Below are 16,573 nucleotides of genomic sequence, written 5' to 3' on the forward strand. Positions count from 1 at the left end.
TTGATGGAGCGAGCAATAGCAGCTAAGAGAAAAGAATTAGATAAGAAGTGATATGAGTGTTTAAACCATTAATCGATTCATATTCAGCGGTTCTGAAAAAGTTCAAAGGAAAAGACATAGGTGCAACGATCAATGAAGAAGTGAACATTGATCGACTAAAGACGATGTATGACGGCTACGATGGCGATCGAGTCATTGAAATTCGTTTTATTGATCCTAGACGTTTCACTGTACAGCAACGAAACTTCATCTATGCGCTCATAGGCGATATTTTCATCGATACAGGCATGCCAACGGACTTCTGGAAGGAATTCTTCTACTTCCGTTTCGAAGGTGTCACAGGGCGCAAAATAAGCCTCAAAGACGAATCGAGCACAACCGTGAGTGATGCCAATATCTTAGCGAATATCATCCTAGATTTTATCTTTGAACATCATATTCCTTTCAAAGAAGGTTATGAGATTTTACCAGCGAATCAAGAGTATTACTTCTACAAATGCATCACAAAAAGAGTTTGTTGCATCTGTGGCAAAACAGGAGCTGACATCGATCACTTTGACAAAGCGCTGGGAAGACGAAAGCGCAAAGAAGTTGATCATTCAGAGTACACATTTGCAGCACTCTGCAGAATCCATCACACAGAGAAACACAAAATAGGTGTGATCAATTTCAAAAATAAATATCAAATCAAAGGAATCAAGTTAAGTCATGAAACGATTAAAAAGTTAAGAATAGGAGGATAAATTTGGCTGAGATAAGTTGGATCAAACTTAAAACTACTATGTTTGACGATGAAAAAATACGATTAATTCAAGCTGTTCCTGAGTCGGATGCCATCATCGTTATATGGATTCGATTACTAGTTTTAGCAGGAAAGACTAACGACGATGGTCTGATATATATCCAGAGGAACATGCCTTATACCGAAGAAATGCTTGCTACATTGTTTGGCAAAAACGTAAATACGGTTCGCTTAGCGCTAACTACATTGGCAAATTTCAACATGATTGATCTAAGCAGTGATGGACTAATTGCCATCAGTAATTGGGAAAAACATCAAAATATCGAGGGTATGGATAAAGTAAGGCTAAAAAATGCTGAAAGAAACCGTAAATACAGGGAAAGAAAGAGACAGGAACGTCTCAAATTGGAAAATGACGTTAGCGTGACGTCACGTGACGGTACAGATAAAGATATAGAAGAAGATAAAGATATAGATAAAGAAGAAAAGAAAGGTAAGTATTCTGACGAACACTTACGCCTTGCTAAAAAGTTGCAAAGTAATTTAACTGAAGATTTTCCAAAAGAAATGAATAAAGTAGATATCGAAAAATGGGCAGACACAATCAGGTTGATGGAAGAAAAAGATAAAGCGTCTATAGAAGCGATTGAGTATGTGATCAATTGGCTACCTACAAATGAATTTTGGTTTGGAAATATTAGAAGTGCTAAGAAATTGAGAGAAAAATTTGAGAAGCTCAAATTCGAAATCAAAGCAGATAAGAAGAATCATAAAAAGCAAAGTCAAAAACTACAGTACAGCAATCCTAGTGAATATGACGACTTGCCAATTTAAAAAGGAGATGCACCACATGGAAAGCCTAGCAAATGCTATGGAGAAACTAATAAGAAGAGTATTAGTGCAAAGCGGAAAATGTCCAGAATGTAGCGAACCTTTGTATAGTTGGCGAGCTAAAAATAAGGATGGTTCAGAACGTTGTAAACCAACATGCATGAGTTGTGGTTATAAAGCGTTACGTGTGAAAGAGGATATACAGACCGAACGGATATATAACGACAGTTTAAAAGCACGAGCGTTGAGTTTTTTTCAAAATGGTTCGGTATTAACAGATAAAACTTTGTTTAAATGCAAAATGGAGAATTATCACGTAGTGGACCAAGAAACGAAAATTGCTTTAGAAAGAGCTAAAAGCTATGTAAATGATGTCCTACTGAATCATCCTTCACATTTCATTCTATCAGGGAAATCAGGAAGCGGAAAAAGCCACTTGTCAATGGCCACAGCTTGGGAAATACTTGAGCGCTCAAATTATGACAAGAAAATACTTTTTATAAGCTATCAAGAGTTATTAGAGCAAATAAAGTTTTCTTATAACAATGCTGAACTGAGAAAAGAAATTGAAGGATCGCTTATAGCCGATATTAAAACAACTGATTTGGTGGTTTTTGACGATATTGGAGCTGAATTAGGTAGTGGGGTATCAAATAGTAGGCAGTTTACAAACAATACGTTAAACACGCTCTTAGAAGCCAGACAGAACAAGGCAACGATCATCACCACAAACTTATCTGGTCCTGAACTAAGAGAAGCCTACGGCGAAAGAATTGTTTCTAGGATATTTAAGAATTCAGAAGGTTATGCGCTGAAATTCCAACAAACAGCAGATAAGCGCATAAAACCAGTGAAAGGTAGTATCGCATGAATAAATACCGTAATAAGAAAACTGTTCATCGAGGTATCAAGTTTGATTCTATCGCAGAAGCAGAGTACTACGATCTAGCCTTATGGCAAGCTGAAGCAAATGGCTGGAAAGTAAAACTTCAGGAACGATTTGAGCTGATGCCGAAATTTGAACTAGACGGAAAGAAGTATCGCAAGATCGAGTATATTCCCGACTTCACATTTTATAAAAACGGCAAACTAGTCAAAGTCGTAGATGTCAAAGGAATGCAGACAAAAGACTTTAAGATCAAGGCAAAGCTGTTTTGTCATCAATATCAAGTGCCGTTGATATTAGCCAAAAAATATCGGAATACGTTCAAGGAAGAGCGTTTTTAAAGAGGTGGACTATCATGACAAAAGAAGAAGTGATTCAAATGCATATTCGAAGCCTTCAACGTGAAATTGACGAACTGGAGCGGACAAAGGCAGTAATGGTCAATGAAACGGCGAGAAAGGCAATCGATTTGCACATAGAGAATTTAAGAAGGGAAATTCGTAGATTGGAGGGGTAAACGTGGATAAGAAAGCAGCAATGAAACGAATCATCGAACTGACACATTCTGAGAATTGGCAAGAAGACAAAGAAATAGTTGCAGAAGTTCAAAAGATCGGCAAATCAATGTGGACTGAAAAAACCAAACGGAAAACGCCGAGAAAGATTGCAATCTGGCATGGTGATCGAATTCTAGTAACGGGTACTGCTGAACAGTTATCTGAAATTACTGGATTAAGCAAAAACATTATTTGGGATAGAGCTAGGAGCTTATGGATTGATTCAAAGGGACGACAGTTTAGGTATGTGGAGGAGAAATAATGGATCTCATTACACAATACAGTGATATCATCCTCAAGAAAATCATGATGAAGATTCAGAAAGACAAAAAATCAAAAGAACGAGCGGAATTAGTTAAGTTGGAAATGGCTGAAACAGGAGCAGGAGTGCGAAGTAGCAGGCATTGGAAAGCAGCAGCAAACATTGAATTTTATTACAACGAAATTCAAAAAGGGTTCGATCAGATGCGTGAGCTGGATCGGCAAACAAATTGGAGCAAGAAACTTCATCAAGATCGTTTCAAATTTGTAGAAAAATATAAAGAGATATTAGACGAATACATGGAGGACAGCAAATGAAACGAATATCGATCAGGAAAGCTATTAGTCACTTAAGACTCTATCTAAATGTATATGCTACTGGCGAAGAAAGAAAAGGCATAGAGAAAGCTATTGCTATTTTTGAGAGTATGGAGGACAGCAAATGATACCGAAGTTTAGAGCATATTCAAAAGAAGAAAATGAAATGTACTATCCGCATAATGATAAAAATGTGGATTGGACAATAGACGATGAAACAGGCTTTATTGCTCCGCTTGTAAATTTAGGCGGTGGCATGTGGGGAATGATAGACAAATACGAGCTCATGCAATCAACAGGGCTGAAAGATAAGAATGGCATTGAGATTTTCGAGTGGGATATTGTATCAGTCAGCGTGCGAAATGGATTCGATTATTTAGATAATAAAGTTTGTGTTGTCAAAAATTCAATAGGACATTCGGGATTAGTGTGTGCCACTGTTGATGAAGATTTAGAGTATCAAATTTTTAACACAGAGCTGTTTGAAGAATACACGTATGAAGTCATCGGAAATATTTGGGAGAATAGCGAGTTTTTGGAGGAAGAGTGATGAATAAACAGGAATTGATTGATAAATATACTGCAGAAATATCTAGATTAAGACCTTATTGCCCCAATAGATATTTAATTAGCGAACAACTTAAATATGATCTTTATAAAGAAATCCTAGAAGATTTAAAACAACTAGACGAACCGCAAAAGCCAGTGGTACCGAAGTTTGTGGCGGAGTGGTTTGAAGATAATAAAGATGATTTAGAATTTGCCATTTGGGAATTGTGTGTAGATTCTTATTGTTCTGCTGAGCAAGGGATGTTGAATTGGATTCGACAACCCGAAAACAATTCAATCGAAACCCTTGTCCGCATGAAAGACGGCTACGAGGTCGAGAAAGAGCCGTTATGGGCAATAAAGAATGCCGATGGAAACTATCTTACTAAATGTGCTTTATGGGGAAAAGATGGAGTAAATTATAGTTTTGAATGCAATCCATCTCATCGATTGCTTTTCACTGATAAAGCAACAGCGGATGCTGCAGCATTGTTGGTGAATGGAACAGTGGAAGAGGTGGTAGAAAGATGAGCGATTACTTAACAGCAGAACAATATGAATATGCTAGAAAAACAGGAGATTGGGAATCGGGTAAAGTTCTCACTCATGGACAAGCGCTCAACGACAACCAGAAAATCGTGTTGGAGTGGTTGAAACTAACTGCGCCAACAGGAAAGCCAATGCAAGTTGTATTTTGGATGATGAATAATGCAGCATGGGGGCATTTAGACGAATTAAGGGATCCTTTGATGGAATTAACAGACAAAAAGCAATTTGAAGTCCTAGCAGCATTCGCTCAATGGGGATTAGAACAAGAGGAATGGAAATGAAAGCATACACAATCAAGTTTTATGGAAATAAAACCTATGTATACATCCTAAGCGGTCTCAGGCTTGATTTTAGAGGATATTCAAAAGAAGACCTTTTAGAATCCTTATATGGTTACGGATATTTAAATGAAGATGAACTAATAAGCTTAGAGAAATTTACAGATGCTTGGACGATTGAGGAGGAAGCATAATGAAACTAAAAGACGGATTCTACGCTAGTAGTCATGGTATCGGCGGTTTAATGCTAGATATGCCGACAAAGAACCCTAAAACACGTAAGAAACCAAAATTCAAAGTCGGTGACATGGTTCGCTGCGAAGCAGAAGGATTCATCTATCCATTTCGTGGATATGTAGAGCATCTCTATAATCACTCAGCAATCATTCGTATTGAAAACACGATGGAATGTGATAAGTGGTTAGCGAAAAGCAAAGAGAATTTAGCTGTAGCGAGATTAGTTGACATGGAAGTAATCAAGAGCAAATAAAAAAAGCCGGATCGCTCCGACTAACATAATAAAACAGACAAGTTTATTATATCACATAAAGGAGCGGTTTGACTTGATGCAATTGTTACGAGAGGTAGATTTCAAACAGACGAGATGTAATGCGAGAGATGTGCTGAAGAACTTTCGGCGTTTGGAGCGGATGGCAGGTCGCTCTTTGATAGATATTAAGTCGCCGATTATTACGGATATGCCGAAGGCACCGAAGCACGGCAATAAGGCAGAAGACGCGATCATTCAGATGATGGATATAGAAGCGGAGAGAGACGCGATTTTAGCGGCTTTGATGGCTCTTAGTCTGATTAGTCGTCAGATACTCTACTATAGCTTTTGTGTGCCAGATAGCTTCTCAAACTACAGAATTAGCCGTGAAGTGGGTTATTCAGAAAGAAGTATACAACGGATGAAGTCGGAAGCTCTAATAGAGTTTGCAGAAGCATATAAACACGGAAGAATAATTGCTTATAAATAATTTGGCGGTTTTTTGGCGGAATGATGGCGGTTTTTAGCTATTTACCAGTGATATTATGGTAGTGTCGAAAGATTAGTGATAGGTCTGAGACAAAATAATAATAAAAGGAACATCGTTTTATTATTGTTTCACAATTAAGCTTCGATAGACAGCAGCGGAAATATTAAGAATAAGGATGTGAATTTCAACTCCTTCTAAATTGTTCTTATTATCTATCATCCGTTGTTGTCTATTGTTTTTTTTAATTATTCACACGATAACTAAAGGTGGGTGAAGAGAAATGATGGCGTTAATAATTTCAATTTTTGCGCTCTGTCTTAATGTCTATATGATTGGATTTAAAAATGGGCAAAATAAAAAATAGTAGCAGCCAAGAATAATTTTATAGTGTCACTGTGGCGGAAAGGGTAGACGCTAAGCATGTGTGCTAGGTCAATGCTTCGGCAACCATGCAATGTTCGATTCATTGCCAGTGACTTTGGGTTTGTGTTAATCCCAAACTACCAGTTAGTAAAAACACAAAGATGTCTGGTGCATAGCAACTGCTGACAGGAAAGTTGTTAATGTAAAGCGATTCGAACGGACTATACCTGACAGAGATGTCCTATTGTCGAATTGAGTATCAGAGCTGGAAACCTCAACTGATGCACCTGTCAATTAGCAACCGAGGGATGTGGCAGTGGTGAGGTGCAGGAAGTATTAGACTTGTCTGTGTGTAGGTTGCTATTACATAAATGGTTAGGTTAGATTGAGATTTGGGATTCGGTAAAAATGAATCGTCAAATGACTCAAGCACAGGATCGGAAACGTCCCTGCCTGTGCATTACATATTAGATCACTCATTGAGTGGTCTTTTTATTTTGCATGAGGAGTGGTGCGAGAATGGATTCATTAGACTTTTTACAAAACGATGTAGTGAAAGAGTTGAAAGAAAAAGGATTCGAATTAGAAGATATTCAAAAGATGACTTTTGAGGATATGGTCAACAATTTATACTATCCTAAGTTCCGCCTTGAAGTAGACAGCCAGTACGGTGAATCTGTACTTTATGCAAGCGAGAAAGTTGTGAGCGAAAAGGATTCATTTATGTACACTTTGCCTAACGGTACTCTGATTATTACTAAACCTGCACTATCAAAATACATCGAGCGATTTGTTGTAGAGTCTAGTACGCAACACAGCGAATTTGGGAAACCCTTTTATATAAAAAAACGCAACGAACCTTGGGATCGAGACGAAGAATGTCTTGAGTATGAACGAAGCATATTGAAGAAGCGTGATGAAAAACCGGGACCTCCAATAAGAAAGGACTAACACCATGAGAAACTACTGGTATGTATCGCTAACTAATGAATATCCTCGAACCATTGATGATTGTTCAGTGCGTGTTGTGCGTTCTGTACAAATCAAAGGGAAGTACTCTATTGTCGAAATGCTAAGAGAAGCTACACCAAACGAAGTGGATAAATGCAAGCTGATATATTGCGGTCATGGCTATTGGAAAGACGAGTATATCCAATACAACATAGAGAGGTACATCAAATGAATGATAACTATGATTGCATCAAGTTGTTAGCAAGTAATTATTAGATGTTTTTAGAAGGAAAACTATGAAATTAAAAGATTATATCAGGGAAGGGTATAACATTGTAACTACGCCAAATCTAGCTTATAAAATCCAAGAAGATTATCCCGATGCTTTAGTGTTTACTGGTAGAGTTTTAGATGGCATTCCTATAGGGAAGTTATTAGTAGATCATTTTTATAGCAATAATCCAGCTGTTCTTAGTGCTAAGCCACTTCAAAACGCTTATGCTATTGAACGCTTTACTTGCGAGTTTACTGGATATGAGACGGTAGTACCAATGACAGGAGAGGCAAGAAGAAAAGTACTGCAACAGATCAAGTTAGATGATAGAAGTAATGCGAACCTACTAGAAATCAAACTAAGAGATACTGACTCAGTACCAGAAGTTTACTACGAGGGTGAGAGGCTAGACGAGTTGCCTAAAGGTCTAGTAGACATCTCGTATCGTTGGAAGACTGATGGCTTTACTGATGATGATCGCGGTGCTAACGATATTAACATAGAATACTATCCAACACTGAATGGTAAGAACCTTGATAAGAAGATCATCGAGCACAAGAGAGATGTGTAAACAATGCCTAAAATCAAATGCGCTGTGTCTATCTGTCGCGAATACGTTGAGTTACCCAACCGTTATTGCGCTAAGCACAAAGGCAATGCAGATAAGACATACAACAGAGAAGTGAGATATAACAAAGACAACATAAGGTATGCTCGCTTCTATGCTTCAAGCCAATGGAAGAAGCTAAGACGTAGCAAGCTGGCAGACCAACCACTATGTGAGGAGTGTTTGAGAAATGGGAAAATAACCAGTGCTACGATAGTCCATCACAAAACGGAAGTAAAAGAAGATTGGGATAAAAGGTTAGACTACGATACGTTAGAAAGTATTTGCCAGTCGTGCCACAACAAAGAGCATAAAAAGGCATATAACCTTAAAAGGCTCTAATTTGCGTTCTAAGGCGTTTCACCTAAAGTGTATATAAATATACTAAAAAATAGTTTTGATAAAAAATAAGCCGCCCTATGTCGCTAGAACGAAGAAAATCGATGCCCTCCCTTCTCGAAAAAAAATTCCCTTTAGAAAATTTGTAAAATAGATAGGAGTGATGAAATGAGCAAAGGTAGGCCGAAGAAATTGCTTAACGCAAGCAAAAAGAATTACACAAAAGAAGAAATTGAAGCTAAAAAAGCCGAAGAAGAAAAGCTATACAACTATCCAAGACTGGACTTTTCAAATTATCCGGTCGGACTTTTGAAAGAAGCACAGAAGGAGTGGGATAGAATCTCTCACTACATTCAGGACTTGCCTATTTCAGAACTAGACCAACAAACAATGATTCGCTACTGCAACTACTCGTATCTGTACGACAAAGCAAGCAAAGAGTTAGACGAACAAGGCTTTTTGATCGACGGTCGTAAAAATCCTTTAATCGATACTGTCAATTCATTCTCGAAAGAACTAAAAACAGCCACTAATGATTTAGGGCTGACAATCAACTCTCGGTTAAAGATCGTTAATCCTCAAGAGTTAGAGAAAGAGCCTGACGACCCTTTTGCTGAAATGATGAACGAAGTTGATAGTGATGATTGACCACGTTCAAAAATACATTGATGAAGTAGAAAATGGGAATATCTTAGTCTGTGAGAAGATACAGATGGCAATTGATAGACACAAAAAGGATATCGAGAGGTCAAAGCGAGATGACTTTCCTTACTACTACGAACCAAAATACACTCAAAATATTGTAAAATTCATTTCAATGCTTCCAGATCCTAAGAGTGGCAAGCCTAATAAGTTGGCACTATTCCAGAAATTCATTCTAGGGATGTTATGGGGCTGGCGAAGAAAGAAAGACAATACTCGAAGATTCAGAAAGGCTTACTTATCGCTTGCACGTAAACAGGGTAAGTCTTTGATTGTTTCTGGGATTGCCTTGTATTGTCTGATTTACGAACGCAACCCATATCAAGCTAGACAAATCTACACGACTGCGAACACGCGTCAACAAGCAAAAATTGTTTTTGATATGGTGAAATCACATTTGAGAGCGTTGAGAAGTCAAAGCAAAACAATCAAGAATTTCGTGCGCCCGCTAACCTACGAAATAAAAACCACAGATGATTCGATAATGAAGCCACTATCATCTGACGCTGATACATTAGATGGTCTCGATACAATGCTATCTGTATTTGACGAATACGCATTGTCTAAGACTGCGGAAATGATGGATGTCATTGAAACGTCAATGAGTCAACAGAAAGAACCACTTATTATTATTATCTCAACAGCTTCTAGCAAATTGAATTATCCGATGTATTCAATAGAATATCAGTATGTTACAAAATTATTAAAAGGTGAAGTTGTAGGTGACGAATACTTAGCTTTGTGTTGGGAACAGGATAATGCAAAAGAAGTTGCTAACACTAAAATGTGGATTAAATCAAGCCCTTTGATGGAAATTGCTGAACAGCATGAAATGCAAGTTCAAGAAAAAACTAGACTTCTTAATGAAGGCAAGGCCAAAGGTAGCGTTTCAAACGTTTTGACCAAGCATTTTAATATATGGATACAGTCATCCCAAGAAAGCTACATGAATGAAGAAGAGTGGACTTCTGCCGTTGCTCCTGATTACATCAAACAAACGGACTTAACTGGTCGAGAAATTTACATCGGTGTCGATTTATCACGAGTAAACGACTTAACTTCTATTTCGTGGGTCATTCCAATCAGAGAAGAAAGTAAGTTTTTTGTTGATAGCTATTCCTTTGTAGCCAATCGGGGCGGAATTGAAGCAAAAGAAAAAGAAGACAAAACACCATACCGACAATATGAGCAAGCAGGCTATTGCACGATTAGTAGTAGTCCAGACGGATTGATTGACTATCACGATTTAGTCAATTGGCTTACTGATTTCATCGAAAGTAATAACTTTGAGCTAAAAGGTATCTTTTACGATCCGTATAACGCAGGGAACGTGATTACTGATTTAGCTAAGTTCTATGAAAAAGAATTAATCGAAGTGCGACAAGGGCTGATAACTTTGAACGCACCAACGAAACAGCTGCGGACGGATATCATTCAAGGTAAGACATTGCATTCGAACAACCCTCTACTCAACCGGGCGATAAGAAATGCAATCACCAAAGAAAACAACGATACAATCATGATTGATAAGGCAATGAATCGAAATAAGATTGATCCTTTAGATGCGTTGATTAATGCTTACACGCAGGCAATGTACCATGATTTTGATGAAGAAGATATCAATGAATTGATAGAAAGGGGCGAGTATGGCTTTGGATGGTAACAAGTTAAGACTAATCGTGATTATTTTGTATGTTTTAGGGCTAGTTTCATTCATAGCCGCAGCTTTTTTGTTTAATCAGATTATCGGATTCCTGACGGTGGGCATTAGTTTAATGCTTACCGTTTTTATTTTGGTTCGAGAATCAGAATTATAGCTGAAAGGAGGTGGGATAAATGGGTTTATTTTTCCAAACGGAAAAACGTAGCTTGTCCAGTCGTTCGAGTACAATGCTCGACTTCATTTCAACTGTAGATGGGAACACGACCATCAACTTTGACGGAGAAACGGCACTAGAACAGTCTGATGTGTTTACAGCGGTAAAGATATTGGCTGGAGATATTGCCGCCAGCAAGTTCAAGTTTTCCGATAATAAGCAAGCAGACATTCGAAAGTTAGACATGTTGAACAAGTACCCAAACGCAAGTATGACACCATATTCTTTCATGTTTGCTATCACGGCTCAAATGCTTTTGTCAGGGAATGCTTTTGCGATCATTCATGAAAATAGCTTAGAGTTTGCTAAACCGTCACAAGTCGTCGTTTACGAAGATTTAGAGACAGGTGCGTTGCGGTATGAATACACAAACAAAGCAGGAAATTCGTACCGTGTTGATTCTAGCGAGATGTTGCACTTCAAATATATAACTGTAAACGGAAAAACCGGTATCAGTCCATTGGATGCACTCAAAACAGAACTTTCCATGCTCGATAATGGGAACAAAATGCTAAGCTCCTTCTTCAAGAAGGGGATTCAAGCAGGCGGAGTTTTGAAGCTCAATAAAGGTACGCTGAATAACAAGTCTAAAAAGCAAATTAAGCAAGACTTTGAAGAAGTAAACAGCGGTGCTTCAAACGCTAATAGCGTAATTGTTTTGGACGATACACAGGAATTCAAACAGTTTGAGCTAAATACGGATATTTTGAAGATGATTCAAAACAACGTGTACTCGACAAAACAAATTGCTAAAGCGTTCGGCATTCCTTTGTCACGTTTTGGTATGGAGTTAGTCAATACCAAAGACGATTCGGCTAACGATTCCTACGTTTCTAGTACGCTTAGGGCACTCTCACAGATGATTACAGACGAGTTAGCAATCAAGTTAGGTATTAATGTAGAACTTGACTTCTCTACGCTTACAGGGCAAGACAAGGCTTCTAGGATGAATAAAGCAATGGAAGATGGCAACGGCGGAGACGGTTATCTACTGATTAATGAGGTCAGAGATTATTACGGATTGCCAAGCATTCCTAATGGAGATGTTTTGTACACGAAAACCACAGCGAAGGGGGGTGGGAATAGTGGAAATGGAAATTCGGAGTTTAGCGGAAATCCAGTCAACGGACAATCGAACGATTGAGGGCTACGCAATGAAATTCAATTCGTTGAGCAGAGACCTTGGCGGGTTCAAAGAAATAATTTCGCCACAAGCGTTGGATACGACCGATTTATCAGATGTTCGCTGTTTTGTCGATCATGATTCAAGTATGGTTTTAGGAAGAACGTCATCGCAAACGCTAGAGTTGGAAGTGGATGACGTAGGACTTCATTTCAGATGTCAACTGCCAAATACTTCTTACGCCAACGATTTGTACGAATCCATAAAACGTGGTGATATCAACGAATGTTCGTTCGGTTTTGCCGTAAAAGATGATTCTCAAACGTGGGAAAACCAAGATGGGATGTATATCCGCAATCTAAATAAGATCGATGAATTATTCGAAATATCGATTGTTTCGATTCCGGCTTACGAAGGAACGGATGCAGTCTTAGCGCAACGATCATTGAAACGAGTAATCAATGAAAAAGAAAAACGAAAACTACAGATAGAGCTAGAACTTCTAAATTACTAGAGGTTCTTTTTTTATACAAAAAAATAAGGAGTGAACACATTGGATATTGAGAAATTGAAAGAACAAGCGCAACAGGCGCTGGATTCAGGCGATTTAGAGACAGCTAAGGACTTATTAGCAAAAATCAAAGAAGCAAAAGAATCGAAAGAAACAGACGACCAATTGAAAAAAGATTTAGCTGATGAATTGAAAGAGTTGGACGAAGAAACAAAAGCAACTGAAATTCAAGAAGCTAAACCTAAAGAGCAACAAGCACAACCAGAAAAACAAGAAAGTGCAGAACCAACAAGCAACACAAATCCGATCGACAAAAAAGACAAAGAGGAGAAAAGATCAATGGAAGTTATCCTAAACGACAAAAAAGAAACATACACACGCTCAATCAATCAATTCATTCGTACAAAAGGAGAAAAACGCGACGGATTGACAACAGTCGGAGCAGAAGCAGTTATTCCAGTTGACCGTATCACTAAACCAGAAAAACAACCCGAAACAGTTGTCGACTTACGTCAACACGTAGGACGTGTGCCAGTAACAACAGGTACAGGATCATATCCAATTTTGAGAGCTAACAAAAATAAAATGATCTCTGTGGCTGAATTGGCTAAAAACCCAGCGTTAGCTAACCCTGAATTTACAAAAGTAAACTACGAAATTGAAACTTACCGTGGATACATTCCAGTTTCTCAAGAATCATTAGACGATTCTGATATCGATCTAGGCGGATTGGTTGCTGAATCCATTCAACGCCAATCTTTGAATACATCAAACGCTGAAATCGCTAAAAAATTACAAACAGCACCTGCGAAAGCAGTGACTGATATTGATGGTTTGAAAGATATTGTAAATGTAACGATTGACCCAGCTTACAACGTGAAATTCATTGCTTCTCAAAGCTTCTTTAACGAGTTGGACAAAATGAAAGACAATGAAGGACGTTGGTTGTTACAGCAAGACGTTACAGTTGCTTCAGGACACAAACTATTAGGGCGTGAAGTTGTCATAATGGCAGATGATGTAATTGGAACAAAAGCAGGCGACAAAGTAGCATTCGTGGGCGACCCTTCACTTTTTGTTAAATACTTTGACCGTCAACAAACTTCAGTGCGTTGGGTAGATAACGATGTATATGGTCAACTATTAGCTGGCTTTGTTCGTTTCGATGTTGAAGTAGCCGACACTGCTGCAGGCTTTTACGTAACACTGGGCCCAAAAGCATAGACCCATCCGGCGTAACGTTAAACAAAACAACGACTACGCTTGCGGTGGGGGCATCAGAAACACTGTCAGCGACTGTCTTGCCAGCTGACGCAACGGACAAATCGGTTAAATACAGTTCTAGCGATGAGGCAATTGCCACAGTAACGCCGGTTCAAGGCAAAATCACAGGTATTGCAGCTGGTACAGCAACAATCACTGCAACAACTGCAAACGGAAAAACTGCGGTGTGTGAAGTTACCGTAACTGCTGAATAGGCGGTGATTGAATGGAATTAAGCGAGTTGAAAAACTTTTTGCGAGTGGATCATGACTTGGATGATGATTTGCTCGCAATGCTCCAAAAAACAGCAGAAGAATTCATTTTAGGCTCGATTGAGGTAGAAATGACTGCTGATAAACGCTTTGATTACGCTGTGACGTTGCTTGTTTCTAACTGGTACGAAAACAGAGTAGGTACTTCTACGCAGGCGCTGAATGAAATTCCGTTCGGCGTAACTGCTTTGATTCATCAGTTGAGGGGGCTAGATCATGGCGTTAATACAGACGAGTGACCTAAGTCAACGTATTGACTTTATAAAGAATACGACAGTCAAGGACGAGGACGGCCAGCTGGTCACCACACCTGAGACTGTTTTTTCATGTTGGGCTTGTGTTCAAACACAACGCTTGAGTGACGTTAAGGCGTCGATTGGTACGGCTTTGGAAGGAACACTGACGTTCATTATCCGCTACCAACAAAAATCAGAGCTAACCAATGATATGAAAGTGCGTTGGAAAGGCAAAACTTTTGAGATTATCACCATCACCAAGGGCGAGTTTGCCAAAGATTTCACCACTGTCATTGCAAAAGAGGTTTCAAAATGAGTGTAGAAGTCGATGCAACCGAAGTGTACAAAGCGCTTAGGGAAGTAAAAGCAAACGTTCAACGAGTGGAAAGCCCAGCACTTAGAAAAGCTGGGGAGTACGCTCAAGAAAAGTTACGACAAAACACACCTTACTGGGATGGAAAGAAGTCAAACGGTAAACGTGGTTCGTATATGCAAGAACATGCAAAGGATCACGTTGTCACTGGTTCAGTGAAAAACGGCACGATTGATATTGGTTATGACAAAGATGTTTCTTGGCGGATGCACTTTATCGAGTTCGGAACAATCAAACAAGATCCAAAAGGTTTCGTACAAAAAACACAAAAGCAAATCGAAAAACAAGTAACACAAATCATTGCTGACGAAGTAAAAAGGAGGCTAGGACTTTGAAAACGGCAGTATCACAAGTCTATTCAATTCTGAATAGCAATGAAAAAACAAAGAACATTGATTTTTACACCAATAGTGTTCCGGAATCAGCTCAAACAGTACCTAGCCTTCCAGTTGGCAGAATTACAGAGATATCCGGCAACTATGAAGATTTTGCAAGCAACAATCCTTTGACCATTCAATTTAACGTACAGGTAGATGTATGGGTGTCAACCATGAAAGAGGTTGATGCCTTTTATTTTGCCCTTGATGAGGTTATGAGGGGGAATGGTTGGCAATGCGCATACACGGAACAAACAGATGACGAGGACTTGGAAGGTGCAAAGCGGATTATCAAACGATATGTAGCAAATATTTCACTAAATTAAAAGGAGAGAAAATAGATGGCAACAGTAGGATTTGAGAGCGTCATTTTTGGCGTAAAAACAGGTGCAGACGGCACTCTAAAAGAATTAGTAGCAGATAAGTCGAAAGGCGGAGCGATCGAAGCTAAAATTACTGGATTAGGCGCAACTTCTAACACAACATACGCTTCAAACGTACCATTCTTCATTGCAAGTAAAGGGGTTTCGTCGCCAAAAGTTACGCTTGACGTGGCAGACTTAATGGATAACGGCATTTACAGCGAAATCATTGGTGCTAAAACCGTGGAAGGTGCAAATGTAATTGGTTCAGAAACTGAAGCGCCTTACGTGTCGGTAGTCATGGTTACAGCGAACAAAGAAGGAAAACGCTTATTCATGGGATTGACAAAAGGAAAATTCAGTCATCCAGACATCGACATGAAAACAGCTGAAGACAAAGGGGTAGAATTGCAAACCGATTCTATCGAAGGGGAATTCATTTCTGATGAACGTGGCTATGTATACTTAACAGCCGTAGAGTCTGAAACAATGACTTTGGATGCATTCAAGAACTTAGTAAATAACAAAGCGGGGGAGTAGTTAACCCTGAATCTACACCAACGACAGATACAGGGACACCAAAAGAACCAGAACCAAAAATTGATACACAAGGTTAGCCATTTTTGGCTAGCCTTATTTTTTGTAAAAACAAGGAGGAAAACAAATGATTGAATTGCAATTGAAACTTGACGGAAAGAAAAAAACATTCAAACAACAAGATATTTCCGCACGCGCAATGCGTGAGTGTATCAAATTTTACGAGAAAGCGGAAAAAGCAGACCTAACTGATTTAGAAGCAATTGATTCAATGATTGCAATTACAGCAGATATTTTCCAAGATCCAGCAGTTACATTTGATGCTATTTTAGACGGTTTGACTGCGAGCGAGTTAGTACCGGCATTAGAAAGTGTTTTTGAACAAATCAATGAACTGGGAAACAATGAAAAAAAGCAGATAGCGAGCAAAAAGAGATAAGTTTTTCTGAAGCTAG

The 16,573-nt window shown here is 38.8% G+C and carries 30 protein-coding genes; all 30 read left to right on the plus strand.

Annotated elements, in window-relative coordinates; genetic code table 11:
• Positions 1–56 precede the first annotated feature (56 nt).
• Positions 57–743, plus strand: coding sequence for a putative HNHc nuclease (locus tag AB3I27_RS08665; RefSeq protein ID WP_241916606.1), 687 nt, complete (start codon positions 57–59; stop codon positions 741–743).
• A 2-nt stretch (positions 744–745) separates the two neighbouring features.
• Positions 746–1,576, plus strand: a complete 831-nt coding sequence (locus AB3I27_RS08670) for a phage replisome organizer N-terminal domain-containing protein (RefSeq protein WP_249473721.1) — start codon at positions 746–748, stop codon at positions 1,574–1,576.
• A 16-nt stretch (positions 1,577–1,592) separates the two neighbouring features.
• Entirely contained in the window at positions 1,593–2,444 is an 852-nt protein-coding gene (locus tag AB3I27_RS08675) for an ATP-binding protein (RefSeq protein ID WP_002323910.1), read from the plus strand.
• The gene (locus AB3I27_RS08680) at positions 2,441–2,800 is read left to right on the plus strand and encodes a DUF1064 domain-containing protein (RefSeq protein WP_002321420.1); all 360 of its coding nucleotides are present in this window, start codon (positions 2,441–2,443) and stop codon (positions 2,798–2,800) included. The genes AB3I27_RS08675 and AB3I27_RS08680 overlap by 4 nt, the downstream gene beginning before the upstream one ends.
• 14 nt (positions 2,801–2,814) lie before the next feature.
• Positions 2,815–2,976, plus strand: a complete 162-nt coding sequence (locus AB3I27_RS08685) for an antitoxin (RefSeq protein WP_368022970.1) — start codon at positions 2,815–2,817, stop codon at positions 2,974–2,976.
• Between the two features lie 2 nt (positions 2,977–2,978).
• On the plus strand, positions 2,979–3,278 hold the full coding sequence (locus AB3I27_RS08690) for a hypothetical protein (RefSeq protein ID WP_368022971.1): 300 nt from the start codon (positions 2,979–2,981) through the stop codon (positions 3,276–3,278).
• The gene (locus AB3I27_RS08695) at positions 3,278–3,595 is read left to right on the plus strand and encodes a DUF1140 family protein (protein ID WP_226072362.1); all 318 of its coding nucleotides are present in this window, start codon (positions 3,278–3,280) and stop codon (positions 3,593–3,595) included. Before AB3I27_RS08690 ends, AB3I27_RS08695 begins: the two co-directional genes overlap by 1 nt.
• Positions 3,592–3,723, plus strand: coding sequence for a hypothetical protein (locus AB3I27_RS08700; protein ID WP_256624878.1), 132 nt, complete (start codon positions 3,592–3,594; stop codon positions 3,721–3,723). Before AB3I27_RS08695 ends, AB3I27_RS08700 begins: the two co-directional genes overlap by 4 nt.
• Positions 3,720–4,145 (plus strand): YopX family protein, encoded by a 426-nt coding sequence (locus AB3I27_RS08705; RefSeq protein WP_104853467.1) that lies wholly within the window; start codon positions 3,720–3,722, stop codon positions 4,143–4,145. The genes AB3I27_RS08700 and AB3I27_RS08705 overlap by 4 nt, the downstream gene beginning before the upstream one ends.
• The gene (locus tag AB3I27_RS08710; protein WP_368022972.1) at positions 4,145–4,675 is read left to right on the plus strand and encodes a DUF1642 domain-containing protein; all 531 of its coding nucleotides are present in this window, start codon (positions 4,145–4,147) and stop codon (positions 4,673–4,675) included. The genes AB3I27_RS08705 and AB3I27_RS08710 overlap by 1 nt, the downstream gene beginning before the upstream one ends.
• Positions 4,672–4,974, plus strand: coding sequence for a hypothetical protein (locus AB3I27_RS08715; protein ID WP_141426721.1), 303 nt, complete (start codon positions 4,672–4,674; stop codon positions 4,972–4,974). The genes AB3I27_RS08710 and AB3I27_RS08715 overlap by 4 nt, the downstream gene beginning before the upstream one ends.
• Positions 4,971–5,165, plus strand: a complete 195-nt coding sequence (locus AB3I27_RS08720; RefSeq protein ID WP_113836330.1) for a hypothetical protein — start codon at positions 4,971–4,973, stop codon at positions 5,163–5,165. The genes AB3I27_RS08715 and AB3I27_RS08720 overlap by 4 nt, the downstream gene beginning before the upstream one ends.
• On the plus strand, positions 5,165–5,461 hold the full coding sequence (locus AB3I27_RS08725) for a hypothetical protein (RefSeq protein ID WP_174126859.1): 297 nt from the start codon (positions 5,165–5,167) through the stop codon (positions 5,459–5,461). The genes AB3I27_RS08720 and AB3I27_RS08725 overlap by 1 nt, the downstream gene beginning before the upstream one ends.
• A 76-nt stretch (positions 5,462–5,537) precedes the next feature.
• Positions 5,538–5,951 (plus strand): ArpU family phage packaging/lysis transcriptional regulator, encoded by a 414-nt coding sequence (locus AB3I27_RS08730; RefSeq protein ID WP_002304479.1) that lies wholly within the window; start codon positions 5,538–5,540, stop codon positions 5,949–5,951.
• 882 nt (positions 5,952–6,833) lie between these two features.
• Positions 6,834–7,265: a hypothetical protein gene (locus AB3I27_RS08735; protein WP_368022973.1), complete on the plus strand. Its 432-nt coding sequence runs from the start codon at positions 6,834–6,836 to the stop codon at positions 7,263–7,265.
• Positions 7,266–7,269: 4 nt separating this feature from the next.
• Complete coding sequence (locus AB3I27_RS08740; RefSeq protein ID WP_086314937.1) at positions 7,270–7,497, plus strand: hypothetical protein; 228 nt, start codon at positions 7,270–7,272, stop codon at positions 7,495–7,497.
• A 64-nt stretch (positions 7,498–7,561) separates the two neighbouring features.
• Positions 7,562–8,110: a hypothetical protein gene (locus AB3I27_RS08745; protein ID WP_368022974.1), complete on the plus strand. Its 549-nt coding sequence runs from the start codon at positions 7,562–7,564 to the stop codon at positions 8,108–8,110.
• 3 nt (positions 8,111–8,113) lie between these two features.
• Positions 8,114–8,488, plus strand: a complete 375-nt coding sequence (locus tag AB3I27_RS08750) for an HNH endonuclease signature motif containing protein (protein WP_346802716.1) — start codon at positions 8,114–8,116, stop codon at positions 8,486–8,488.
• A 165-nt stretch (positions 8,489–8,653) separates the two neighbouring features.
• Complete coding sequence (locus AB3I27_RS08755; protein ID WP_002343508.1) at positions 8,654–9,133, plus strand: phage terminase small subunit P27 family; 480 nt, start codon at positions 8,654–8,656, stop codon at positions 9,131–9,133.
• Complete coding sequence (locus AB3I27_RS08760; protein ID WP_278014544.1) at positions 9,126–10,850, plus strand: terminase large subunit; 1,725 nt, start codon at positions 9,126–9,128, stop codon at positions 10,848–10,850. Before AB3I27_RS08755 ends, AB3I27_RS08760 begins: the two co-directional genes overlap by 8 nt.
• A 173-nt stretch (positions 10,851–11,023) precedes the next feature.
• The gene (locus AB3I27_RS08765) at positions 11,024–12,208 is read left to right on the plus strand and encodes a phage portal protein (protein WP_278014543.1); all 1,185 of its coding nucleotides are present in this window, start codon (positions 11,024–11,026) and stop codon (positions 12,206–12,208) included.
• On the plus strand, positions 12,156–12,701 hold the full coding sequence (locus tag AB3I27_RS08770; RefSeq protein WP_073463482.1) for an HK97 family phage prohead protease: 546 nt from the start codon (positions 12,156–12,158) through the stop codon (positions 12,699–12,701). Before AB3I27_RS08765 ends, AB3I27_RS08770 begins: the two co-directional genes overlap by 53 nt.
• 39 nt (positions 12,702–12,740) lie before the next feature.
• On the plus strand, positions 12,741–13,922 hold the full coding sequence (locus AB3I27_RS08775; RefSeq protein ID WP_340696475.1) for a phage major capsid protein: 1,182 nt from the start codon (positions 12,741–12,743) through the stop codon (positions 13,920–13,922).
• Positions 13,919–14,176, plus strand: coding sequence for an Ig-like domain-containing protein (locus tag AB3I27_RS08780; RefSeq protein WP_080105918.1), 258 nt, complete (start codon positions 13,919–13,921; stop codon positions 14,174–14,176). Before AB3I27_RS08775 ends, AB3I27_RS08780 begins: the two co-directional genes overlap by 4 nt.
• Positions 14,177–14,187: 11 nt before the next feature.
• A complete protein-coding gene (locus AB3I27_RS08785) occupies positions 14,188–14,472 on the plus strand; it encodes a head-tail connector protein (protein WP_002333639.1) in 285 nt (94 codons plus the stop codon).
• A complete protein-coding gene (locus AB3I27_RS08790) occupies positions 14,450–14,785 on the plus strand; it encodes a phage head closure protein (RefSeq protein WP_278014541.1) in 336 nt (111 codons plus the stop codon). The genes AB3I27_RS08785 and AB3I27_RS08790 overlap by 23 nt, the downstream gene beginning before the upstream one ends.
• Positions 14,782–15,177, plus strand: a complete 396-nt coding sequence (locus AB3I27_RS08795; protein ID WP_047937738.1) for an HK97-gp10 family putative phage morphogenesis protein — start codon at positions 14,782–14,784, stop codon at positions 15,175–15,177. The genes AB3I27_RS08790 and AB3I27_RS08795 overlap by 4 nt, the downstream gene beginning before the upstream one ends.
• Positions 15,174–15,545, plus strand: a complete 372-nt coding sequence (locus AB3I27_RS08800; RefSeq protein WP_002329393.1) for a hypothetical protein — start codon at positions 15,174–15,176, stop codon at positions 15,543–15,545. Before AB3I27_RS08795 ends, AB3I27_RS08800 begins: the two co-directional genes overlap by 4 nt.
• 15 nt (positions 15,546–15,560) lie before the next feature.
• On the plus strand, positions 15,561–16,121 hold the full coding sequence (locus tag AB3I27_RS08805) for a major tail protein (RefSeq protein WP_278014540.1): 561 nt from the start codon (positions 15,561–15,563) through the stop codon (positions 16,119–16,121).
• Positions 16,122–16,245: 124 nt separating this feature from the next.
• Positions 16,246–16,557: a hypothetical protein gene (locus AB3I27_RS08810; RefSeq protein WP_038809483.1), complete on the plus strand. Its 312-nt coding sequence runs from the start codon at positions 16,246–16,248 to the stop codon at positions 16,555–16,557.
• The last annotated feature ends 16 nt before the right edge of the window (positions 16,558–16,573 follow it).

Origin of the sequence: Enterococcus sp. C46 (assembly GCF_040887565.1) — a bacterium.
Taxonomy (GTDB): domain Bacteria; phylum Bacillota; class Bacilli; order Lactobacillales; family Enterococcaceae; genus Enterococcus_B; species Enterococcus_B lactis.